The 23,025-nt window shown below is 45.4% G+C and carries 16 protein-coding genes; 5 read left to right on the top strand and 11 right to left on the bottom strand.

All coding sequences use genetic code 11. From position 1 onward, the window contains the following. Positions 1-6: 6 nt before the first annotated feature. The 4 genes from NAF17_RS08225 to NAF17_RS08210 form a co-directional block, all read right to left on the bottom strand. Positions 7-681 carry a hypothetical protein gene (locus tag NAF17_RS08225; protein WP_252757523.1) on the bottom strand — a complete coding sequence of 225 codons (675 nt, stop codon included), beginning with the start codon at positions 679-681 and terminating at the stop codon, positions 7-9. 165 nt (positions 682-846) lie between these two features. Next, positions 847-1,332 carry a hypothetical protein gene (locus tag NAF17_RS08220; protein WP_252757522.1) on the bottom strand — a complete coding sequence of 162 codons (486 nt, stop codon included), beginning with the start codon at positions 1,330-1,332 and terminating at the stop codon, positions 847-849. A 695-nt stretch (positions 1,333-2,027) separates the two neighbouring features. Beyond that, a complete protein-coding gene (locus tag NAF17_RS08215) occupies positions 2,028-4,292 on the bottom strand; it encodes a Tex family protein (RefSeq protein ID WP_252757521.1) in 2,265 nt (754 codons plus the stop codon). 115 nt (positions 4,293-4,407) lie between these two features. Beyond that, positions 4,408-6,867 (bottom strand): TonB-dependent receptor, encoded by a 2,460-nt coding sequence (locus NAF17_RS08210; protein ID WP_256474474.1) that lies wholly within the window; start codon positions 6,865-6,867, stop codon positions 4,408-4,410. Positions 6,868-6,986: 119 nt separating this feature from the next. Here NAF17_RS08210 and NAF17_RS08205 point away from each other — a divergent pair, with 119 nt between their 5' ends. Then, a complete protein-coding gene (locus NAF17_RS08205) occupies positions 6,987-7,643 on the top strand; it encodes a metal-dependent transcriptional regulator (protein WP_252757519.1) in 657 nt (218 codons plus the stop codon). 189 nt (positions 7,644-7,832) lie between these two features. Here the strand turns inward: NAF17_RS08205 and NAF17_RS08200 are convergent, their stop codons facing one another. The 6 genes from NAF17_RS08200 to NAF17_RS08175 form a co-directional block, all read right to left on the bottom strand. After that, positions 7,833-9,458, bottom strand: coding sequence for an ATP-dependent DNA ligase (locus tag NAF17_RS08200; protein WP_252757518.1), 1,626 nt, complete (start codon positions 9,456-9,458; stop codon positions 7,833-7,835). Beyond that, positions 9,455-10,570, bottom strand: a complete 1,116-nt coding sequence (locus NAF17_RS08195) for a ligase-associated DNA damage response exonuclease (RefSeq protein ID WP_252757517.1) — start codon at positions 10,568-10,570, stop codon at positions 9,455-9,457. Before NAF17_RS08195 ends, NAF17_RS08200 begins: the two co-directional genes overlap by 4 nt. Positions 10,571-10,717: 147 nt before the next feature. Beyond that, complete coding sequence (locus NAF17_RS08190; protein ID WP_252757516.1) at positions 10,718-12,862, bottom strand: carboxy terminal-processing peptidase; 2,145 nt, start codon at positions 12,860-12,862, stop codon at positions 10,718-10,720. Positions 12,863-13,051: 189 nt separating this feature from the next. Next, positions 13,052-13,678 (bottom strand): tetratricopeptide repeat protein, encoded by a 627-nt coding sequence (locus NAF17_RS08185; protein WP_252757515.1) that lies wholly within the window; start codon positions 13,676-13,678, stop codon positions 13,052-13,054. 200 nt (positions 13,679-13,878) lie between these two features. After that, a complete protein-coding gene (locus NAF17_RS08180; RefSeq protein WP_252757514.1) occupies positions 13,879-14,721 on the bottom strand; it encodes an isoaspartyl peptidase/L-asparaginase in 843 nt (280 codons plus the stop codon). Continuing rightward, positions 14,718-15,650: a cyanophycinase gene (locus tag NAF17_RS08175; protein WP_252757513.1), complete on the bottom strand. Its 933-nt coding sequence runs from the start codon at positions 15,648-15,650 to the stop codon at positions 14,718-14,720. The genes NAF17_RS08180 and NAF17_RS08175 overlap by 4 nt, the downstream gene beginning before the upstream one ends. Positions 15,651-15,804: 154 nt before the next feature. On the opposite strand from NAF17_RS08175, the gene cphA reads away from it, so the two are divergent. Beyond that, on the top strand, positions 15,805-18,429 hold the full coding sequence (gene cphA, locus NAF17_RS08170; protein ID WP_252757512.1) for a cyanophycin synthetase: 2,625 nt from the start codon (positions 15,805-15,807) through the stop codon (positions 18,427-18,429). A gap of 334 nt (positions 18,430-18,763) precedes the next feature. Here cphA and NAF17_RS08165 read toward each other — a convergent pair whose 3' ends face one another. Next, on the bottom strand, positions 18,764-19,408 hold the full coding sequence (locus tag NAF17_RS08165; RefSeq protein ID WP_252757511.1) for a DNA-3-methyladenine glycosylase family protein: 645 nt from the start codon (positions 19,406-19,408) through the stop codon (positions 18,764-18,766). A gap of 67 nt (positions 19,409-19,475) precedes the next feature. Between NAF17_RS08165 and NAF17_RS08160 the strand changes: the two genes are divergently transcribed. From NAF17_RS08160 to NAF17_RS08150, 3 genes are read left to right on the top strand one after another with little or no spacing between them, the layout of a single operon-like run. Further along, positions 19,476-20,756: a replication-associated recombination protein A gene (locus NAF17_RS08160; protein WP_252757510.1), complete on the top strand. Its 1,281-nt coding sequence runs from the start codon at positions 19,476-19,478 to the stop codon at positions 20,754-20,756. A 46-nt stretch (positions 20,757-20,802) separates the two neighbouring features. Further along, the gene (locus NAF17_RS08155; protein WP_252757509.1) at positions 20,803-22,275 is read left to right on the top strand and encodes a DUF5687 family protein; all 1,473 of its coding nucleotides are present in this window, start codon (positions 20,803-20,805) and stop codon (positions 22,273-22,275) included. A gap of 2 nt (positions 22,276-22,277) precedes the next feature. Next, positions 22,278-23,018 carry an ABC transporter ATP-binding protein gene (locus NAF17_RS08150; protein WP_252757508.1) on the top strand — a complete coding sequence of 247 codons (741 nt, stop codon included), beginning with the start codon at positions 22,278-22,280 and terminating at the stop codon, positions 23,016-23,018. Positions 23,019-23,025 lie beyond the last annotated feature (7 nt).

Here is a 23,025-nt window from a genome sequence, read left to right as displayed (position 1 = left end):
ATTCTGCTACAGAATTTTTGGCGTTAGCTGCGTGGCGTTGGCCGCATCCCAGGTCACCGTGGCGCGCGTGTTGCCCAAATGGTCTTTTATGTCATACTCATATTTATACACCGTGCCCGATAACCTGGCCCGGCCTTCCTCCGTTTGTACGAAGTCGATCACGCCGTTGTTGTATTGTAAGCCGTTGATATATTCCGTCGTGGTGGTGCTTGCACCTAACGTAAAGGTCTTTTTCAGTTTCCGGCCTGAGGCATCATAGGTATAGGTAATGGTATTGCCATTGATGATTACCGTTTGCGGCAGGTTCAACTGGTTATAAACGATGTTGCTGATCCCCTTGTTCAGGTCCTTCAGCGCGTTACCGTTCCCGTCATAGGTATACTCGTTGGCTTGTTTCACCGCATCGGTAAAGCCCGCTGTTCCTGCGTAGGTAGCCGCGTCATCCACCCGGGTAAGCCTGTTACCGCTGTAGCTATAGCTCAAGGTATCTATCTTCGTTTTAACGCCGCTTACTTTCTCGTTGCGCCCAAGCGCCGTGATGTTGCCCATCGCGTCATATGCCAGCGTTTCGTTATAAAAACCGTCCTTCGCCGTGCTGGTGGTAGATATCGCCGCAAGCAGCCGGTTAAGCCCGTCGTACCCGTAATCATACGTCTGCAACAGCGGAAGCGGAAGTGACACGTCCGTTCTGCCCTGTTTCCACTTTACTGTGGCGATGTTGCCGTTATACTGCGGCGTGGCCGTGGCGGCGTTCTGGTAGCTGAGCTCCATCCCGAAGGCATCATTGGCATCGCTGTTGGTATAACCACCGTCGCTGTTTAGCCCGCTGTTGTTGATGCTCGTCAGTCAGCCCCGCTCGTTATAACGGTAGTCAATATTCTGTATAAAGCCGGTATACGGGGTCAGGCTGTGCAAGCCTTTCTTTATTACCTGGCCAATATCGTTATAAGTCTCCTTACTTATCGCTACTGTTGCCTGTGAGGTAAGCAACTGATGCCGGAGTTGGTTGTAACTTATGGTTTTACGGCCCATATGGTCATATGTATAACTGTTGGTTACCGTAAGAGCAAGCGTTGCTGCCGTACCGCCGGCGTTTTTAACGTAATTTTGGCGGGTTACTATCAGCGGCTGGCCGTCAAAGTTATACGTTGTTGTTACCAAATCGTAATTATACTTGTTAAGTGCCCCGCCGCCGCCAAAGTAGTGCTGGCTGTAGGTTTTAATGTTACGGCCATCGTTATCGTAATAGTTTATCACCCAAAGCATATCGGCAGTGCCTAAAACGTTTACCTTACCCGCCGTGGGCAGCCCAGTGGTTTGGCTGCTGTACACCGTTGCAGTATAAGGGATACCTGGTATATCGTAGTTATCGTAATAATTAATGCTCTGTACGGTAAGGCTACTAAATAGCAGCAGGTCGCTCAGGTTATCGTACCCTGTTGTGGTGCTGCTATTGCGGCTTCTTTCGGGAATTGCGACCTCGTATTTAATTCCTTAAAAAGCTCATAGTAAAAGAAAAAATACTTTTCGGTTTATATTGATTATGCATCAATGTAGAAAATTACCTTTGCTTAAATTGTTAGGATTGGGCGTCGGCAACTGGCCGAACGATATCCCGGTTTCACTAATCCCGACCCCGTCTAATAAAGGATTCGTTACTGGGTGAAAAACTTATACTTTTAATTGGCTAAATGCTTTGTTAACTAAAAGTAAATAATTTCATGTCGGATTTTATGAATAGTCTTTAATTTTTATTGAAATTTATTACTGATTTTGATAGCCTCGAAGAATTGGAAGACGAACTACTTAAGTACCTTGTTTACTACAATTGGGAAAGCCCCCACCAAGGTATTAATAGTAAAAAACCTATAAAATTGTCACCCTAAACAACAAATAAAAACACTTAATTCTATGGTCGAATTACGTAACCCTTACAATTGCAAGAAATAAGCAATCTCTTTGCTATACAGAGCCGATCTGCCTATGTAGAGATTGCTTAGTTCCCCGCAAAAACGAACTTTAAGATTTTATTTAAACTTATTTTTAAGCGCCGCCAGTTTGCTCATCAGGTCCATTTCAGGTTCCGGCTCTGCTTTAGGCTTAGGTATAAAACTCTTTTGAACCGGCTTTGAGGCTTGTGGCATTGGTGCAGGGGCTTGTCCTTTCACATTCTCCTTCATGCTTAGCGCGATACGTTTTCGGCTTACGTCTACCTCGGTTACAGTAACTTCTACCTTTTGATGTACTTTAAGCACCTCGTAAGGGTCTTTAATAAAACGGTTGGTTATCTGGCTCAAATGCACTAATCCGTCCTGGTGTACGCCAATATCTACAAATGCACCAAAGTTAGTGATGTTAGTAACGATGCCCGGTAGTTTCATGCCTAACTTAAGGTCGCCAATGGCGTTAACACCTTCAGTAAAGCTAAAGGTCTCGAACTGCTCACGAGGGTCGCGGCCAGGTTTGGCAAGCTCGGCCATGATATCGTTAAGGGTTGGTAAACCTACCGTATCCGCAATGTATTTTTGCAACGGGATAGATTTGCGCAGGGTACTATCACTCATCAGGTCCTGCACGCTGCATTTCAGGTCCTTAGCCATTTGCTCAACCAACGTATAACGCTCGGGGTGGACAGAACTACTATCCAACGGGTTCTCCGCTCCGCGGATGCGTAAAAAACCGGCTGCCTGCTCGTAGGCTTTATCACCTAAACGCGCGACTTTCTTCAACTGGTCGCGGCGTTTAAATGCGCCGTTTAGGTTGCGGTATTCTACAATATTTTGCGCCAGCTGCGGGCCAAGGCCGGATACATAGGCAAGTATCTGTTTCGATGCTGTATTCAGTTCAACACCCACAGCATTAACACAACTCATTACGGTATCATCCAATGACGTTTGCAATTTGTTTTGATCAACATCGTGTTGGTATTGCCCAACACCGATTGATTTTGGGTCGATCTTAACCAGTTCTGCCAGCGGGTCCATCAAACGGCGACCGATTGATACAGCCCCTCTCACAGTAATATCCTTATCAGGGAATTCCTCACGGGCAACATCCGAAGCGGAGTAAATAGATGCGCCGCTTTCGTTCACCATAACAATGGTAGCGCCCGGCAGGTTCAGGTTGCGTATAAACAGTTCTGTTTCGCGGCCTGCGGTGCCATTGCCTATGGCAATGGCTTCTATATTATATCGCTCAAATAAATGCTGAACGGTTTTTTCGGCCTCCTTTGCCTGGCCTGCACCAGTATGCGGGTAAATGGCAGTGTTTTCTAACAGTTTACCCTGCTCATCCAGGCAAACTAATTTACAACCCGTTCGAAAACCCGGGTCTAAAGCCATTATGCGTTTCTGACCAAGAGGTGCACCTAACAATAGCTGGCGGGCATTCTCTGCAAATACGCGAATAGCTTCTTCGTCGGCTTTTTTCTTAGTCAATAAACGAATTTCGGTTTCCATAGATGGTTTAAGTAGGCGCTTATAACCATCGGCAATAGCCAAACCAACTTGCGTTGCTGCGGCATTGCGTGAGGTTATAAATTCGCGCTCTAACAGGGCTAAGGCATCCTCTTCGGTTGGTTTAATATCCAGGTAAAGAATCTCTTCCTTTTCGCCTCGGCGCATGGCCAGGATGCGGTGGGATGGTGCCGATTTTACAGGCTCCGTCCACTCAAAATAATCTTTGTATTTAATGCCTTCCTGCTCTTTTCCGGGGGCAACTTTCGACTCAAAAACACCTTTTTCCGTAAATAATTGACGCATTTTCGCGCGTGTTTCTGCATTTTCACTGATGTGTTCGGCAATAATGTCGCGGGCACCGGCCAAGGCCTCGTAGGCAGTGGCAACGCCTTTTTCGTCATCAATAAATTTACGGGCTTCCAGTTCCGGGTCAATACTTCGCTGGGCAAGGATAACATCGGCCAGTGGCTGCAACCCTTTTTCGCGGGCGGCGGTAGCACGGGTTTTACGTTTAGGGCGGTAGGGCAGGTAGATGTCCTCTAACTGTACCATTGTTTCGGCCGCATCTATTTGCTTTTGTAGTTCAAACGTTAACTTGCCCATATCAGTAAGCGATTTCAGGATAGCCTCGCGGCGTTTATCCAGCTCGCGCAATTGTAGCACGCGATCGCGGATGGCGGCTACCTGTACCTCATCAAGGCTGCCGGTAACTTCTTTACGATAACGTGATATGAACGGCACAGTTGCGCCTTCATCAAGCAAAACGATTGTCGCGCTTACCTGTTTGCTGCCAACAGAAAGTTCCCGGGCTATTTTGATATTATATGATTCCATTATATGATTTCACCGATTAGTCCCGATAGCTATCGGGAGATTACACCGATTACCGGGAATGCGAAGTTGGCACTCTTTGGGGAGAAATCAAACGGATATTTTTCAACTATTCATGTTAAAACGGCACAATAACCTTTACACTTAAATTCCTGCCGATATTATAGATACCGCTGCGGCCGTTGGGGGATGCATTGTAGTACTCAAAATACTTTAACCGGTTGAGATTTGATTGATAGGCAACATTAAACAGGTTATCAGCCTGAAAAAATAATTCGCAAATGGGTTTGCCTGATTTTGCTTTTAGTGTCGAACCAATGCCCGCATTGATCAGCGTATAGCCCTGAGTAGGGGTTTCTGTATCATTTAAAGCGTAGAACTTGTTTTGGGCTGCGTAGGCATCTGCCTCGGCACGGAAACACACTTTGGAAAAGATCCCATAGGTGCCCTGCAGTTTCAGCTTCACCTCCGACCTCATATGCAACGGCGGGATAAATGGCAGGTATCTGGCTGCGCCGTTACTTTGGGCTATCAGTTTCTCGTTTTGATTGAGGCCTATTACATAAGCCGCGCTATTGTTCAGCTCGAACCATTTGGCGTTATGCGGGTGCAGGTTAAACGTAAATTCGGCGCCATATAACCGCGCTTTAGATTGCTGGTACTGGTAAGTAGTATTACCAAGCACATTAATAACCGGGTTGCCGCTGGCATCGTCTAACCGGGATTGGTAGATGTAATTCGAGATCTGGTTATTGAAAACCTCCAATATAAAGTCGGCATCTTTTAGGTAGGCAATAAAACCAAGATCTTGCTGCAGACTAAACTCCGGCTTGAATGTCCGGTTACCCAAATAAACAATGTGCGCGCCGGGATCGAGGCCGTTACTGCCAATTTCGGTGATGTTTGGCGCACGGTAGCCACGTGCAATATTGGCCTTTAGCAATACGCGTTCGCTCACATTGTAGGTAAGCCCTAAACTACCCGAGATGCCATGGTAAGTATGCTTAAAGCTAGGGAATTGCAAAGTGCCGCTTGGGTCGGTAGCTGTAACACGCTGCTCAAATCCGTTAGCGGGATTTTCGCCTACGTAAAAATCATTCCATTTGATATTACGGGTATCATAACGCACACCGCCCGATATATCGGTTTTGCCAATGCTTTTCTTCACGAAAAAGAACCCACCAATATCAAACAAATTATAATCGGGTATTGGGAAATCGGTACCGTTTTTATTGCGGTTGGTTTGGGCTATGCCATTCACACCGAACGAAGTTTCCCACCCATTAACTACCTGCGGACTGTACCTAAAATCGTAGTTCAAAGTATTCAGCGTAACGTAAAGCCCGGCCTGATCTGGTTGTGTGGGGTGGTTATACTCGCGCCTTACGCTTTGTTGCCAGCCAAGTGCCGAAGCAAAAATGCCATCGCCCAGTTTAATTTCGGTTTTGTTGTAAATGCGATAATGCTGGATATGCTGATGCAACGGCGTAACACCGTACGATGTCATCCATTCTTGCGGGGCAAAGGGACGGTTCTTGATATTATCGTTACCTGCTTCGGCCACCTGAACGGTAAATCTGCGGGTAAGCGAATCACGGCTGCCATCGGGGATTTCCTGTTTGTTATTATAGGCAGTTATTGCGAATTGCGACGACCCCCATTTTTTATCTACCTTTGCCATTCCTGAAAAAATATATTCCTGAAACGCCGAATTGTAAACATAGCCGTCGACTTTATTTTGATAATTATGAGCCGCCTTGCCGGTAGCCCGGAAGGCATATTTCCAGTCATTTTTTTTGTAGGATAGCCCAAGCGACGAACCTATCAGCCCGTTATTACTATGGTAATCGGTAATAATATCACCATTCAGTTTGCCATCCTCGCCATTAGGGATGTAGGGGATGAGGTTGATAACCCCCGCCAACGCGTCCGACCCATAGGTTAAACTTGCAGGGCCTTTGATAACCTCGGCGCGGGAAATGCCATACTGGTCAACCTCGATGCCGTGCTCATCGCCCCATTGCTGCCCTTCCTGGCGGATGCCATCGTACAAAGTAAGCACGCGGTTATAGCCCAGTCCACGGATAAACGGCTTGGAGATATTTGGCCCTGTAGTAACCGCCGTTACGCCCGGGATGCCCTTTACAATAGCATCGATTATATTATTGTTTACGTGTTGGTCGATGTCTTTTTTGCTTAAAACTACAATAGGCACGGTGTTGCTGCGCAGTTCGGTAGCACGAGATACGCCGGTTACTACCACTTCGTTTAGTTTAGAGCTGCCTTCTTTTAATTCGGCATGCTGGGTAACGGGTTCGCCTGTGGCGATGGTCACTTTTATACGCTCGGGGAAATAGCCAATGCTGCTGAACAGTATGGTATATTCGCCAGGCTCTATGTTTTTTATCTCGTAAAAGCCCTTATCATTGGTTGTTGTGCCGTGTTTGGTGCCGATTAGGGCGACAGTAGCGTAAGCCAATGGCTCATTATTCACCGTCACGGTTCCCTTTAAGGAATTTTTTTGTGCCGACGCTGTAAGTGTAGAAAGTATGATTATAATTATTAGTAGATGGCGCATAGATTTTTTTTTACAAACGTACAAAAAATTTGATTTATCTATTAAATAAAATTAGTCAAGACTAATTTTATTTATAATCATATGTTTTCATTTATATTTGTATAACCCAATAAATAAGTATGCATACGCTATCCGAAGAAAATTACCTGAAATGTATTTATCGCCTTTGGCATGACAAAGGGCAAAAGATAACGCCCACTGCCATTGCGGAGTCGCTTGGTAACAACCCGGCATCGGTGGTGGATATGATTCGTAAGCTTACCGATAAACAGCTAATATCGTACGATAAAAAGAAAGGTGTAGAACTGACCGCGCAAGGGCAAAAGGATGCTACATTAATTGTGCGCAGGCACCGCCTTTGGGAAGTGTTTTTGTTAGAGAAACTGGGCTACCACTGGGACGAGATCCACGATATTGCCGAAGAACTGGAGCATATAAAGGATGCCACCCTTGCCGACAGGCTGGATAAATTTTTGGGGTTCCCGGAGTACGACCCGCATGGCGACCCGATACCAAAGGCCAATGGAAAAATGGCCAAACGTTTTTCTACCACCCTTGCCGATGTTAAAACCGGTGGTAGTTGCCGCGTTGTGGCCGTAAAAGATACCACCAGCCAATTTTTGCAATATCTGGTAAAACTGGATATCAATATCGGCACAAAAATTCAATTGATAGAGGAGATCCCATTCGATAGTTCGCTGGTGATCAGTATCAATGGAGCAGAGCATAAAACGGTTTCGCAAAAGTTTGGAGAGAGTTTGCTTATAGATATGTAGTAGTGTGTAAGTGTATAATCTCCATGTAATTGCGAGCGATAGCGTGGACAACCGGCCAGCGAGGGTTCATTAATACCTTATAGAAAAATAATTGCATTAATAATCTCAGCATATCCGCTTGTCCTCTGAGATTGCCACGTCATTCCGTTCCTGGCAACTACATGTTTTAATAATGCAAGTCAGTATTGTTTACCCACCATGCTCACCCAACAGTTTCTTTAAACTTTCCAGCGTATCAGCTTCTTCCTTCGGTTTATCATGCCGCCACCGTAAGATTCTTGGGAAACGCAGGGCGATGCCCGATTTATGTCGGGATGATTTGTTGATGCCTTCGAAACCTATTTCAAAAACAAGCTCGGGTTTTACGGTACGTACGGGACCAAATTTTTCTAATGTATTGCGTTTTACAAAATAATTCACCTTGTTGATCTCGGCATCGGTGAGGCCACTGTATGCTTTGGCGAATGGCACCAGTTTATCGCCATCCCAAACGGCGAAGGTATAATCAGTATACAAATCGGCACGGCGGCCGTGGCCTTTTTGGGCGTAGATCATCACAGCATCAACCGAGAGCGGGTCTATCTTCCACTTCCACCAATCGCCGCGGCGACGGCCAACCTGGTATTCAGCTCTTTTGCGTTTCAGCATAATTCCTTCAGCGATCATAGCGCGGGATTGCTCCCTTGTTTTTTCCAACTCTTCCCAGCTATCAAATTTAATGAGTGATGAAATGCGGAACACTTCCGGGAACTCAGTTTCCGCCTGTAATTTTTCCAGTATTTCTCTCCGTTCCGACTGTGATTTGTGGCGGATATCTTCGCCCGCATATTCCAGGCAATCGTAAACGATGGTAGCCACCGGGCTATCGGTCAGGATCTTTTTACTTAGGTTTTTACGCCCTATGCGTGTTTGCAGCACACTAAACGACATGGGTAAGCCATTCTGAAAACTCAGGATCTCGCCATCCAGCACGGTGCCATCCGGCAATGCTTTCAGGAATGGATGTAGCTCCGGAAATTTCTCGGTAGCCAAGTCTTCACCGCGGCTCCAGATAAAGATCTCACCGCCGCGTTTTATCATTTGCGCTCGGATACCGTCCCATTTCCACTCAGCCTGCCAGTCGGCAGCATCACCCAAGGCATTACCCACATCCTCTGCCGATTTTCGTTTCTCGGATGTTTCTTGGATAGGATAAGCCAAAAAGAAAGGGTAAGGGCGCGAAATGTTATCTGCAGCGTTTTGTTCTTGGATCAGCTGGTCATAAGTATAATCCTCGGGCATCCAGCTACCCATAATACGGTGGGTAAGTGCGGGGGCTTCTATCCCGGTAATATCCGCCAAAGCTTTTACCACCAGGTTACTGGATACGCCAATGCGGAAGCTGCCTGTAAGCAATTTGTTAAACACAAAGCGTTCCTGCCTGTCCAGCATCGCCCATGATTCTATTAGCCACAATTTTCTTTCTTCTTCGGTACGGGCGGCTTGTTGGTTAATCTCGGCTATCCACTCCGTTAACGTTTTACTGCTGCTGCCGGGGCTTTCGGGCATCAATAACGACATCGTTTCCGCCAGGTCACCCACCACATGGTAGCTTTCTTCAAACAGCCATTGCGGGATGTTTGAAGCCTCGATAGCCCAGGTACGGATCAATGTTGAATTGATTGGGCGCTTAGGCCGCCTGCCGGTGAACAGGGCAAGCATGTGCATTTTATCGGTATCGGGTACGTTGGTGAAATAGTCCTTCAGCACCTTAACTTTCTCGTTGGTTTTGTTGGTCTCGTCTAAGGAGAGGAAGAGTTGTGCGAATGCTTTCATATAACAGCCCCTCCTACCCCTTCTAAATCTCCTCCGCTGGTTAGCGGAGAAACATTTTGATTGTTTTGAGTGCCAGGAAGCTCCTCTCCTCCCGGGGGAGGTTGGGTGGGGGCCTCAGCGTCTTCTTCTTCGCCGCCATAAAGGGTATGCACCTCGCTGGCGTTAAATCCAATTTCGTTCAAATACCGGGTGAATGATGCGGTATAGCCGTGGGTGAGGTAAACACATTCACAATCCGTTGCGTCAATGGCGCTTACCAGGCCATTCCAATCGGCATGGTCCGACATGATGAACCCCCTATCGGCAGCGCGGCGGCGTTTTGCTCCACGGATAGCCATCCAGCCGCTGCAATAGCCAAAACTATACGGGCCAAACTTGCGCATCCAGGGTGTGCCTACTGATGAAGGCGGAGCAATGATGATGCCTTTGCGGACTTCTTCTTTTGATGATTCAATAGTGATACGTTCGGTTGGGTTCAATATCACACCGTTACGGCGCAGGGCTTCGTTGGTGTTTTCGATAACGCCGTGGGTGTATACTTTGCCAACGCTCAGATCGAGATTTTGCAGGATGCGCTGGGCCTTGCCTAATGAGTAGCCCACGATAACTGTAGCCACGCCATTTTGGACATTGGTGCGCCACCAGTTGTTCACTTCAGTAAAAATTTCAGTTTGCGGTTTCCATGAATATACCGGCATCCCGAAGGTACACTCGGATATAAAATGATGGCATTTTACCGGCTCAAAAGGGGTAGAAATACCGTCATCGTCCGTCTTGTAATCACCAGAAACCACCCAAATAACGCCCTTGTATTCAATTCTGATCTGCGCCGATCCAATCACATGCCCTGCCGGGAACATCGAGATGCTCACACCATGTTTTACCACGGTTTCGCCATACTCGATAGTACGCAGGTTGATGTCACCCAAACGGTAAAGCATCACCTCGCGCGATAGGTGGTGGGCCAAATAATTCTTGTGCCCAAAATAGGCATGGTCGGCGTGGGCGTGGGTGATCACGGCATCGTCTACAGGTTTCCATGGGTCGATATAAAATCTTCCCTGTTCGCAGTAAATGCCGCGGTCAGTAAATTCAAGTAATGGTTTAGCCATGGATTTAGTAATAACCTATGGATTTAATTTAAGTTTTCTTTTAACCACAGAGGACACAAGAAAGATACAGAGAACACTGAGATTTTTAAAATAACAAAAAGAGGCGCAATTTCATTGCGCCTCTTTTTGTTATTTTAAACCTTGGTATTAGTTTGTACCTGCAGGTTTTACAGTAGTTAACTTGCTTCCTAAAGTAAGATAATCAGTTAATACCTGGCCTGCTTCTTTTTGCAGGAAGTCCGTATCCTCTTTTTTAGGTTTTACCTGGCCTTTTTTTAATGGCTGTAAACCTAAGGCTAAACGGCGAAGATTGTTGTGCTCAAACGCTTTTTGTTCATCCGCATCACGCTCTTGTTTAAGCTTCTGCTCGTTAAGAGTTACGCTTTTCTCACCAGACTGTTTTTTAGACTCTTCAATATCCTGTAGCAGGTATTTATAACTCTGGCTTGCGGCCATACGGTCTTCATGTAACTTTTTAAGCTGCGGCAAAACGGTAGTAAAATTACCTACAGCCGTGTAATCGCTTTTTTCGATCACATCAAAAGGCATTGCAGATGGCTCGGTATCTTCACCATATTTATCCAACGGGATGATAGACGGGAAATCAACATCGGGCAATACACCTTTATGCTGGGTAGAATTACCGTTAATACGGTAGAATTTTGCGATAGTTAAATTCAGCTGTCCAAACTTATTCTGGCTGCCTGTAGCTACTATTTTGGTTTTACCCGCAACAGCTAATAATTTGTCTTTTAATGATGGGGTGATCACCTTATCCAGGTCGATAGCGTTTTGTACCGAACCTTTACCATAAGTTTGTGTACCTAAGATCAGGCCACGGCCATAATCCTGTATTGCGCCCGAGAAGATCTCTGATGCGGACGCGCTAAAGCGATCTACCAGTACCGCTAACGGGCCAGAGTAAGCAATAGCAGGGTCATCATCTTTATTAACCTCTACCTGGTTACGCGAATCGCGCACCTGTACCACAGGGCCGGTTTTAATGAATAAACCGGTAAGCTCAACCGCTTCCATCAACGAGCCGCCACCATTTTGGCGAAGGTCGATAACTACGCCGTCAACGTTTTCGCGTTTAAGAGTGTCTAATATCAACTTAACATCGCGGGTGGTACTTTTGTAATTAGGGTTGCCTGCTTTGTAATCGGCAAAATCAAGGTAAAACGCCGGGATAGAAATAACACCTATCTTAACAGCTTTGCCATTTTGCATATACGTACGGGTCTCTTTTTTAGCAGAGATATCTTTCAAAATAATTTTTTCGCGCACCAGTTCAATTACCCTTGGCTTAGCAGTTGGTGAAACACCCTTGGCTAATAATTGTAACCTTACAGTTGTCCCTTTAGGGCCACGGATCAGCGCAATAGCATTGTCTATTCTCCAACCCACAACATCCTGAAATTCGCCGGTTTTGCCTTGTGCTACCGCTATGATACGGTCATCGGCATTTACCAGTTTGCTTTTATCGGCAGGGCCGCCCGGGGTAACGCTCTTAATGGTCACAAATTCGTTCTCCATTAATAGTGATGCACCGATACCTTCTAAAGAACGCGACATGTCAATATTAAAATTCGCCGCGTTTGACGGGTTAAAGTAATTGGTGTGCGGGTCAATCGCTTCGGTGAACGAATCCATAAACGCCTGGAACACGTCCTGGTTAGATAATTTGTTTGATTGAGAAAGGATGTTGGTGTAACGTTTCTTCAGCGTTTCTTTATTAGCGGCAAGTTCTTTACCGGTAAGCTTAAGGTTAAGCAGATCGTATTTTACGCGTTGCGCCCAAACATTATGCAGGGCGGTTTCTGATGCTGCCCACGGCAACTTATCCCGGTTGTAGGTGTAAGTTTCATTTTGGCTAAAATCAAAGCTTTTGCCCAATTGCGCTATCGAAAAGTTAACATACTCGGTATATCGTTTTTGGAATACATTAAAAATGTAAAATACATTAGCCAGGTTACCGGCCTTGATATCATCATCAAAAGTAGTTTTGAACTGCTCAAATTCTTTAAGATCTGATGCTAACAAGTAATTATGGTTCTCATCAAGTTTTTTGATGTAACGGTCATAAATAATAGCGGACACCGAATCATTCAACGGCACTTTTTTATAGTTATAATCAGAGATGAGCGTATAAACATATTTTAAAACAACGCTTTGCTGCTCATCGGGTTGCAAATCATTAGGGCCTGCGTGTTTGTAGTTTACTTTGGCCGGGGCGGCATGGCACGCAAACGCGGTAGCTAATGCCAGCATTAAATACAATTTCTTGAACATATCTTTTACACTATTTAAATCGGGACCTGTGTGAAACATCAATACTTGTGCCTGTTTTTAATTTGTACAATAAAAAAGAGACGGCCAAAAAGCCGTCCCGCTAATATATTGAATAACAATATTACAATAATGTTTGGGTTGTTTTATTATAGATGCCGCATTTTACCTTAATGTTACAAAAACAGGCTTTTATTTAGATTTACCGTTAACCTCAACAGCTTCGGCATAGCGCAACTCTGATTTTGGTAACCAAACCTTGTTGCTTTGTACAAATTTAATCTTGCTATCTATTAACTTAACATCATTGGTACGCCCTGTAGTACGTGCAAGGTCGCGCGCTTCGGCAAGGTCCTGCTGTGCCTGGGTCAAATCGCCAAGCTCGGCTTTAATAAGAGCCAGGCTAATTAAGTTATTAATGGTGTGTTGGTAGTCGTTTTGTTGTTTAGAGATGAGGATGCTTTGCAGGTAATACCACTTCGCTTCCGACAGGCGGTTTTCGCCAACATATATATTGGCAAGTTCGCTAAAGCGGTAGCTGGCTAAAGCATATTCGCGGAAACGCATATTATGCTGGGCCGCGCGCATTACTATACGCTCATTAATTTCCAGGCTAAACTGGCTGCGTGGTATTACGTTTTTTGCAAGTTTTTTTGGGTTGTAACGGGCTGGTTTGTCTGCCAAATACCTTTTAAGAGAATGGTCTTTTACCTGTGATATTGGGGCGTACCGCACGTGCTTTTTAAAATCGCCGCGCCACCACTGGGCAGATGCCGATAGGTTTAAAGCGCAAAAAATCACTAATATTAGGTATCGCATTTAAATTATAAGCGGGGGATATTAAGTTAATTATTTTAACTCGTATTCAAATATAAAAATTAGTTTCTTGATTTGCAATACCTTAAGCGGGTATAAACGACTGTGATTTACAGACTTGTACAACGTACTCTCTAAACGTAAATTAAGAGGAAATATTGTTTGATGGATTTAACTCTACTGTTAAAAATCGGTTTTTTTACCTACTCAAACACCTCCACTTCACCATCATGCAGGGCCCAAACCATGTAAGGGTGAGTATCGGCATGGTAAATATGGCCGTTGCTAGTAATGCCGATGATGCCTGCAAAACCATCGTAAGGTTTCATTTCGTCTAAAGTTTTTGCTGTTGCGACGGAAAGGGGCATGCCATCGGTTACGCGGGTAACAATTTTTGAGGCTATGGCTGCGCTGGTAATATCCTCGCCCACGCCTGTGCAGGAAATGCCAGCGAATGCATTGGCATAGTTACCAGCGGTAGTAGCAGAATCGCTTACCCGGCCGGGGATCTCAAAACCTTTGCCACCGGTAGACGTTGCTGCCGCGATGTCGCCATAAATATCAAGCGCCACACAGCCAACGGTACCCAGGCGGATAGAATCACTCAATTTTTTTTCGTATTCTTTACGGCGCTGGGGGATCTCGGGGTTGTAGTAAGTAAATCCGTTTTCGGATGCAAAGCCGTTGGCGCCTTGTCCGCTTAACACGCGGTCGTCATATTCCATCAGCTTCTCGGCAACGCAAATGGGGTTTTTAATATCCTCAATATTAATTACGCCGCTAAACTTTTGGGTTTTGCCATCCATCAGCGAAGCGCTTAACCTTATCTTGCCATCGCTTTGGATCTGCGAACCGGTACCTGCGTTAAACAGGTCGCAATCTTCAAGTAAACGCACCGCATAAACCACGGTTTGAGCAGCAGTGTGGTTTTCCAGATATTTGTGTCCCTGGGTAACAATTTCGCGCAAGGCATCCTGCTTGGCCTTTTTTACCTCCTGGTTTGTGCCCGACTCGCTAAAAAAACCTCCGTGTATGATCAGTTTCATTGTAATAAATCGTTACTGCTATCGCTATCCTGAACGCTAATATAAACGCCCTCCTCAACCTTAACCGCTTTTTTAATAATCATACGATGCTGCTGCAAGTCGTATTTATCAAATATCGACATTACGTGCACCTTTAGGTTCTCAATAGAAACGGGGTCGCCTATCTCTACATCATAAACGTTTGTTTCTACAATATTCTTGCCATCAACCAACATTATTAATCCCGAGCCTATCGCCTCCATCGTGGCGCCTTCGGTTATCAGCAGGCCGGCATCTTCGCCAAGGCCAATGCCCAGTATGCCCGGGTTAGTAGCTACAGCGTATAATAAACGGCCAATGCGGCCACGTTGTACAAAGTGGGTATCCACAATAACAGAGTCTATAAAGCCAAGGCCTGCGGTTATCTGTACCTCGCCCTTTATAAGAGCCTCGTTGCTTTGCCCGCGATAGATCATGTGGGTTGATGCCGCTGCGGCACCTGCTGAGGTACCTGCTATTATAAAGTTATCGTTTTGGTAGCGTTGTTTCAGAATCTGCAAAAATTGCGTTCCGCCAAAAATGGCAGTTAAGCGCAACTGGTCGCCACCGCTAAACATTACTACATCAGCTTTGCTAATGCGTTCTAAATATTCGGGGTTAGCAGCATCCTCGCGGCTTTTAATGTGTAGGATGTTTACATGGGTAACGTTTAGCTGGTTAAAGGCTTTAATATATTCGTTACCAACCAGTTCCGGGATCTGCGATGCGGTGGTGATCACCTCTACAACAGAGCCTTCCTTGTTTGCCGACTCGTTTATAATGCGCCTTAATATGCCTTTTTCAAAAAACTTGATATAGTTAGGTTTCATGATATGCTCCAGCACACTTACATTACTGCCCATATCAACAGCACCACCAATAATTACTAATTTTCCTTTAGGGGCATCCATAAATCTTTATATCAATTTGTACAAATTAAAATAAAATTGATTAAAAACTAATGGTTTAATTAATAAAACTGCATTTTTTGCCCGAAACATTTTATTAGATTGATAAGTTATTTAGATTTAAAAAGAAATTCCCGACGGGTTTATAGAAGCAAATATGAAGATTGAAAATATACAGGTACTACGTGGCCCCAACCTTTGGAGTGTTAGCCGCAAAAAATTGATCCAGATGCGGTTGAACCTTGAGGAGATGGAAGACCGCCCGTCAAACACTATTGATGGCTTTTACGAGCGCATGAAGGAGCTTATCCCAAGCCTGTACAGTCACCGCTGCTCTCCGGGTGTACCGGGTGGCTTTTTTGAGCGTGTTATTGCAGGTACATGGATGGGGCACGTGATAGAGCATATCGCCTTAGAGATTCAAACGCTTGCGGGGATGGATACCGGCTTTGGCCGCACCCGCGAAACTAAAACACCGGGCACTTATAACGTTGTATTTGCTTATTTAGAAGAGAAAGTGGGCGTATTTGCTGCCGAATCTGCCGTGAATATTGTGCAAGCGCTTATAGATGGTACCGAGTATGATTTGGAAAAGGATATCCAAACTATGCGCGAAATTCGCGAGAATACACGCCTTGGCCCAAGCACCGGTTCGATAGTGGAAGAAGCTATTTCACGTAAGATCCCGTGGATTAGGTTAAACAACCAATCGTTAGTGCAATTGGGTTACGGTAAAAACCAGGTTCGTTTCCGCGCTACCATGACGGAGAAAACCAGCAGCATTGCCGTTGATATTGCCAGCAATAAAGAAGAGACCAAGCGCCTTTTACAGGAGCAGGCCATCCCCGTTGCCAAGGGCATAACCATCAGCAAAACCGAACAGGTGATAGAGGCTATTGACCGCATTGGCTTCCCGCTGGTGTTTAAACCGTTTAATGGTAACCATGGCCGTGGCATCAGCATCAATATAAATACTATAGAAGATGCTATTGCCGCATATGAGTTTGCCGCCAATATTTCGCGCCGCGTTATTGTAGAGCGATACATTACCGGTTACGATTTTAGGGTTCTGGTGATAGATAATAAAATGGTAGCCGCTGCCCTACGCGACCCTGCCCACATCATCGGCGATGGCGAACTGAACATCCAGGAACTGATCGACAAAACAAATACCGACCCTCGCCGTGGTTACGGCCATGAGAATGTGCTAACACTGATAGATATTGACCGTGATACTTTAGACCTTATTGAGAAAAAAGGTTACACCTTAGAAACCGTACCCGAAAAAGGTGAAAAAATCTTTGTAAAATCTACTGCTAACCTAAGTACCGGCGGTACTTCTATAGATGTTACTGACCATGTGCACCCACAGAATATTTTTATCTGCGAGCGCATCTCAAAGATCATCGGCCTGGATATTTGCGGTATTGATATTATGGCGCAAAACCTTACTGAGCCGCTTACCGAAAACGGTGGCGTAGTATTGGAAGTGAACGCAGCGCCGGGCTTTAGGATGCACATTGCCCCCAGCGAAGGCTTGGCACGCAACGTAGCCGGCCATGTTATTGATATGCTTTACCCACCGGGCAAATCGGCACGCATCCCTATTATTGCTATTACGGGTACTAACGGTAAAACTACCACCACCCGTTTAATTGCACACATTGTAAAAAATAACGGTCACCGCGTGGGCTTTACCACATCAGACGGCATCTACGTACAAAACACCATGATGCTAAAGGGCGACACCACAGGCCCGGTGAGCAGCGAGTTTATATTGAAAGACCCTACGGTAGATTTCGCTGTATTGGAAACCGCCCGTGGCGGCATCCTGCGCTCGGGGCTTGGCTTTAGCTCTTGCGATATTGGTGTTATCACCAACATCCAGGAAGATCACCTTGGCCTGTCAGACATCCACACACTGGAAGACCTTACCCGTGTAAAAAGCGTGGTGATCAACGCAGTGAGGAAAGGTGGTTGGGCTGTATTGAATGCCGACAACAAGTATTGCGTACAGGTTGGTAAAAAAGCGGATTGTAACGTAGCCTATTTTAGCCGCGACGAGAAAAACCCGGTAATTGTTTCGCACTGCAAAAAAGGCGGTATAGCCTGTGTGTGCGAAAACGGATTTATTACCATTATTAAAGGCGACTGGAAGATACGTGTGCAACGCACCATCCAGATCCCGCTGACCTTTGGCGGTACCGTTCCGTTTATGATAGATAACGTAATGGCGGCCACCCTGGCTACTTACCTCCATGGCTTTAAAACAGAGGATATCAAGATATCGCTTGAAACATTTATTCCATCGGCAGCGCAAACACCGGGACGTATGAACATCTTTGAGTTTAAAGATTTCCGTTTCATGATTGATTTTGCGCACAACCCCGATGGTTATAACGGCATCAAAACGTTCTTAAGTCATATTGATTCGCCGTTGAAGATCGGCATCATAGCCGGTACCGGCGACAGGCGCGACGAGGACATTCGCGAGTTAGGTAAAATAGCTGCCGAGATGTTCGATTACATCATCCTTCGCCAGGAAAAACACCTCCGCGGCCGCACCGAAGAAAATATCCTCGACCTGTTAAAAGCAGGCATTGCCAACGGTGGCAACACACCATACGAGGTAATCCCGAAAGAGGTAGATGCCATAAAACATGCCATGAGCCTGGCCAAATCGGGCGCATTCATCACCGCGCTAAGCGACGTGATAAGTAATGCCATAGAAACGGTACAAAATTACCAGGAGCAGGAAAGAAACGGGTTGTTTAACGTTTAGAGGCCTCTCCCTGCCCTCTCCAAAAGAGAGGGCAGGGAGAGGCCTCTTTTCATTATAGACTGCCCCCAAAAAGTTAGACACTTATTAGGGGCAGTCCAGTTCGCCGGGCGGGCTTTTTAGTTCACGATTTTACTAACCCGATAGTTGCTTCGTCGACCCTCTCTTCGCTGCGCGCAAAGAGGGTCGACCAGCGTAGCGCAGTCGGGGTGAGTAAATTGGGCGCTTGCAAAGTTCAATTGGCCTGCTGAGCGATAGCGAAGCATCTATTCTTCGCCATGCAAGTGGATATGCATAGCTGTTAGATCCTTCGCTATCACTAGGATGACAAAAGATTTTAAGCCCTCTCCTTTGGAGATGATTTGGGTGAGGCTAAATAATAATGCCACAGCAACATACTCGCCACCGTTCTATAGGGCTTCCAGTCCTCGGCAATAGTTATCAACTCTTCTTTGGTAGTTTCTTTAGGCAAATCCTTCAATCTTTTTATGGCATTTACAATAGCCAGATCACCGATGGGTAAAACATCGGTATGCTGCAGGGCAAACATTACGTATACATCTACCGTCCAGTTACCGATGCCCTTTAGGGCGGTTAGTTGGCGGCGAATTTCTTCGTCTTCCATTTGTTTAAAAACTTCGAGGTCAATTTGTCCGCTGATAATAGCTTCGGCGAGGTAGCGGATATAGGCCGTTTTCTGACGGCTGCAATAGCACTCGCGCATTTCGGTATCGGTTAATAATAAGATGCGGGCAGGGGTGATCTCCTGCACACGCTCGCGTAGTTTATTCAGGGCAGATAATGCCGACGCCAGCGATACCTGCTGCTCCAGTATGATATGCACCAAACTCTCGTACGTGTTTGGCCGCGACCAAAAAGGCGGGTAACCATAAAGTTTAATAACATTATTAAAGTCGGTATCTATTGCGGCAAGTTCGTCGCAAATGGAATAATATGTGGCGTGGGTAAACTGTTGCGGCATATAATTGTTAATATAAAATTACTAAATTTCTTAGGATTTAGCATTTCTAATTCTGAATTTTACATTTATGATCAACCTGCCGCCTTTAGCCGAACGTATGCGCCCAAAATCACTGGATGATTACGTAGGCCAGAAACACCTTGTTGGGCCGGGTGCGGTTTTGCGCAAGGCTATTGAGAGTGGCACCTTGCCATCTATGCTGTTTTGGGGGCCGCCGGGGGTAGGTAAAACTACGCTGGCTTATATTATATCTCAGTCGCTGTACCGCCCGTTCTTTTCGCTCAGTGCCATAAATTCGGGTGTAAAGGATGTGCGCGAGGTTATCGAAAAGGCATCCCTACTGAAAGAGCAAGGCGAGATATTGCCGATACTTTTTATTGATGAGATCCATCGTTTTTCTAAATCGCAGCAGGATTCATTGCTGGGTGCGGTTGAGCGTGGCATTGTTACGCTGATAGGAGCCACTACCGAGAACCCATCGTTCGAGGTCATCTCCGCTTTGCTGTCGCGATGCCAGGTTTATATTTTGCAGCATTTGGCGGAGCAGGATCTGCTCGACCTGCTGGAAAAAGCCAAAAAGGAAGATGTTGTACTGAAAGAGAAGAATATCATCATCAAAGAACATGAAGCCTTACTACGCCTAAGCGGTGGTGATGCCCGCAAGCTGCTGAATATTTTCGAGTTGCTGGTAAACGCCTTCGACAGTAAAAAGATAGTGCTCACCAATGAGGTGGTATTAGAGCATGTACAGCAGAACATGGCCCTATATGACAAGACTGGCGAACAACATTACGACATTATATCTGCCTTTATCAAAAGCATGCGTGGCAGCGACCCTAACGGCGCGGTTTATTGGCTGGCGAGGATGATCGTAGGTGGGGAAGACCCACTATTTATTGCCCGCCGAATGCTGATATTGGCATCAGAGGATATCGGTAACGCCAATCCCAACGCTTTATTACTGGCGCAAGCCTGCTTTGAATCGGTCAATAAAATTGGTATGCCCGAGTCGCAATTGATCTTGAGCCAAACGGTGATTTATTTGGCTACATCACCAAAAAGCAATTCGGCAACTACGGCTATTGGTGCGGCTATTGCATTGGTACGCCAAACCGGCGACCTTCCTGTTCCCCTACACCTGCGTAATGCGCCAACAAAGCTGATGAAGAACATAGGCTACGGCAAAAACTACAAGTATGCCCACAGCTACGAAGGCAACTTCGCCGATCTTGATTTTTTACCCGAAGAGATTCGCGGAACAAAAATTTATAATCCCGGTAACAATGCGCGCGAGAATGAATCAAAAGAAAAGCTAAAGAAACTTTGGGGCGACAGGTACAAATATTAGTATCTTAACCACAACTGTTTTTTAGGCTTAAATCTTACATCCTCACATGATATCAACCTTTTTCGATCACGAGCTGAAAGCCTTTTGGCGCTCGAAAAACACAGGTAAAAGTATAGCGGTAAAAGTGGTAATGGGGGTCTTGATCCTTATCCTGTTTTTATATGTGCTTTTATTTGGGGTTTTACTGGATGAGATATTAGGGGCAATGTTCCCTGAAGAAAACCTGACCATCGCGTTCTGTGGCATCATCTTAGTTTACTTCCTGTCGGACTTGCTAATGCGGATGCAACTGCAGGAACTGCCTACACTTAAAGTACAGCCATATTTGCACCTGCCCGTAAAACGGAATAGTGTGGTTGGTTATTTGGCTTTAACGGCGTTGTTATCGTTTTTTAACTTATGGCCGATTATCATTTTGGGGCCGTTCATTATAAAAGTGATATTGCCTGCATCGGGTGCAGGCGTCACTGTAGCATTTATAATTTCTATCATCGCGTTAGCATTATTTAATAATTACCTGGCCTTATACATTAAGCGCAAAGCCAACTTAAACGGTTGGATCTTCCTGATCGCCGGTGGTATTTTAGCGCTAATTACCTGCGGCGATTACCTATGGCATATCTACTCGCTAAAAGCAATATCATATCTGTTTTTTGGTAACCTTATTTTAAAACCTTACCTGGTTTTGCTACCTATTGTGCTTGCCGTAGCGATATATTACGTTAACTTTTACTATTTAAAGGGCAACCTGTACCTGGAGGAATTAAGTTCTAAAAAAGAAGATGCCAAAAGTAGTACTGAGATCCCTTTTCTTGGCAGGTTTGGGCAAGTAGGCGATTTGGTTGCCAATGAGGTTAAGCTGATCCTGCGGAATAAAAGACCGCGATCTGCCCTTATTATGGGTTTGCTATTTATGTTTTACGGGCTGATATTTTACACCAATCCCAAAATGGGCGAAGGCTTTAAAGTATTCGTGGGCATGTTTATGACAGGGATCTTCATCATTAACTACGGGCAGTTTATGTTTAGCTGGCAAGCCGGACACTTTGATGGTATACTGGTAAGCAAAGTAAAATTCACCGATTTTTTAAAGGCCAAATACCTGCTGTTCAATATTGTATCAACTGTAGCGTTTATCCTTACTACCCCTTACGTTTACTTTGGGTGGAGAACAGTAATGATCCACTTTGTAATGTACTTGTGGAACCTGGGCATCAACACCACCATTGTGCTTTACTTTGCCAACCGTAACTACAAACGCATCGACCTGAGCAAAGGTGCATCCTTTAACTGGGAGGGCGTTGGCGCAAGTCAGCTGTTGCTGTCGTTCCCGCTGATATTGTTCCCATATTTGGTTTACCTGCCGTTTAAATATTTAGGTTATACCGATGCGGGCTTAGCGGTACTGGCGGTTATTGGCGTTGCATTCATCATCACCCGCGATTTCTGGATCAAGAAACTCGACCAAGATTTCCAAACCAAACGATTTAAAATAGCCGAAGGCTTCAGAAATAAGTAATCATGATAGAAATTAAAGACCTTAAAAAAGTTTACAACGGTTTAACTGTAGTAAACGTGCCCTATCTGCAGATAAACAAAGGCGAAAGTATTGGCCTTGTGGGTAATAACGGTGCAGGTAAAACCACTTTGTTCCGCATGATATTAGACCTGATCCGTGCTGATAAAGGTGAAGTGCTATCAAACGGCATAAATGTCGCCGGTGGCGAAACCTGGAAAAACTATACCGCGGCTTACCTTGACGAAGGTTTCCTGATCGATTACCTTACCCCCGAAGAGTATTTTTACTTTATAGGTGGCCTGCATAATCAAAATAAAGCTCAGGTTGATGAAAAGCTGGCAAGCTTGTCGGAGTTTTTCAATGGTGAGATCATCAAAAAAAGTAAATACATCCGCGACCTGTCTAAAGGTAACCAGTGTAAAGTTGGGGTAGGCACATGCCTGCTGCAACAGCCGGAATTGCTGATGCTGGATGAGCCGTTCGCTAATATTGACCCGAGCACACAGTTTAGGTTGAAGAATATTTTGAAGGATCAGAATAAAAATCATGGGGTAACTACGATTGTGTCCAGTCACGATCTGAACCACGTAACCGATGTTTGCGATCGTATCTTATTAATGGAAAAAGGCGTGGTGATCAAAGACATGGCCACAAGTTCATCAACCCTAACCGAGTTGGAAGAATATTTTGGTGTGGGACAAAGCATAGCATCGTACACAGTAAACCCGGAAGAAAACCACTAAAATTTGC

The sequence above is a fragment of the Mucilaginibacter aurantiaciroseus genome (assembly GCF_024055595.1).
In the GTDB taxonomy this organism is placed as follows: domain Bacteria; phylum Bacteroidota; class Bacteroidia; order Sphingobacteriales; family Sphingobacteriaceae; genus Mucilaginibacter; species Mucilaginibacter aurantiaciroseus.
This window is presented reverse-complemented; position numbering and strand designations above follow the sequence as displayed.

What these genes read in the sequence shown, in the direction of transcription:
- NAF17_RS08215 (WP_252757521.1), bottom strand. Translation starts at nt 4,292, where the DNA reads ATGGAATCATATAATATCAAAATAGCCCGGGAACTTTCTGTTGGCAGC.
- NAF17_RS08210 (WP_256474474.1), bottom strand. Translation starts at nt 6,867, where the DNA reads ATGCGCCATCTACTAATAATTATAATCATACTTTCTACACTTACAGCG.
- NAF17_RS08205 (WP_252757519.1), top strand. Translation starts at nt 6,987, where the DNA reads ATGCATACGCTATCCGAAGAAAATTACCTGAAATGTATTTATCGCCTT.
- NAF17_RS08200 (WP_252757518.1), bottom strand. Translation starts at nt 9,458, where the DNA reads ATGAAAGCATTCGCACAACTCTTCCTCTCCTTAGACGAGACCAACAAA.
- NAF17_RS08195 (WP_252757517.1), bottom strand. Translation starts at nt 10,570, where the DNA reads ATGGCTAAACCATTACTTGAATTTACTGACCGCGGCATTTACTGCGAA.
- NAF17_RS08190 (WP_252757516.1), bottom strand. Translation starts at nt 12,862, where the DNA reads ATGTTCAAGAAATTGTATTTAATGCTGGCATTAGCTACCGCGTTTGCG.
- NAF17_RS08185 (WP_252757515.1), bottom strand. Translation starts at nt 13,678, where the DNA reads ATGCGATACCTAATATTAGTGATTTTTTGCGCTTTAAACCTATCGGCA.
- NAF17_RS08180 (WP_252757514.1), bottom strand. Translation starts at nt 14,721, where the DNA reads ATGAAACTGATCATACACGGAGGTTTTTTTAGCGAGTCGGGCACAAAC.
- NAF17_RS08175 (WP_252757513.1), bottom strand. Translation starts at nt 15,650, where the DNA reads ATGGATGCCCCTAAAGGAAAATTAGTAATTATTGGTGGTGCTGTTGAT.
- cphA (WP_252757512.1), top strand. Translation starts at nt 15,805, where the DNA reads ATGAAGATTGAAAATATACAGGTACTACGTGGCCCCAACCTTTGGAGT.
- NAF17_RS08165 (WP_252757511.1), bottom strand. Translation starts at nt 19,408, where the DNA reads ATGCCGCAACAGTTTACCCACGCCACATATTATTCCATTTGCGACGAA.
- NAF17_RS08160 (WP_252757510.1), top strand. Translation starts at nt 19,476, where the DNA reads ATGATCAACCTGCCGCCTTTAGCCGAACGTATGCGCCCAAAATCACTG.
- NAF17_RS08155 (WP_252757509.1), top strand. Translation starts at nt 20,803, where the DNA reads ATGATATCAACCTTTTTCGATCACGAGCTGAAAGCCTTTTGGCGCTCG.
- NAF17_RS08150 (WP_252757508.1), top strand. Translation starts at nt 22,278, where the DNA reads ATGATAGAAATTAAAGACCTTAAAAAAGTTTACAACGGTTTAACTGTA.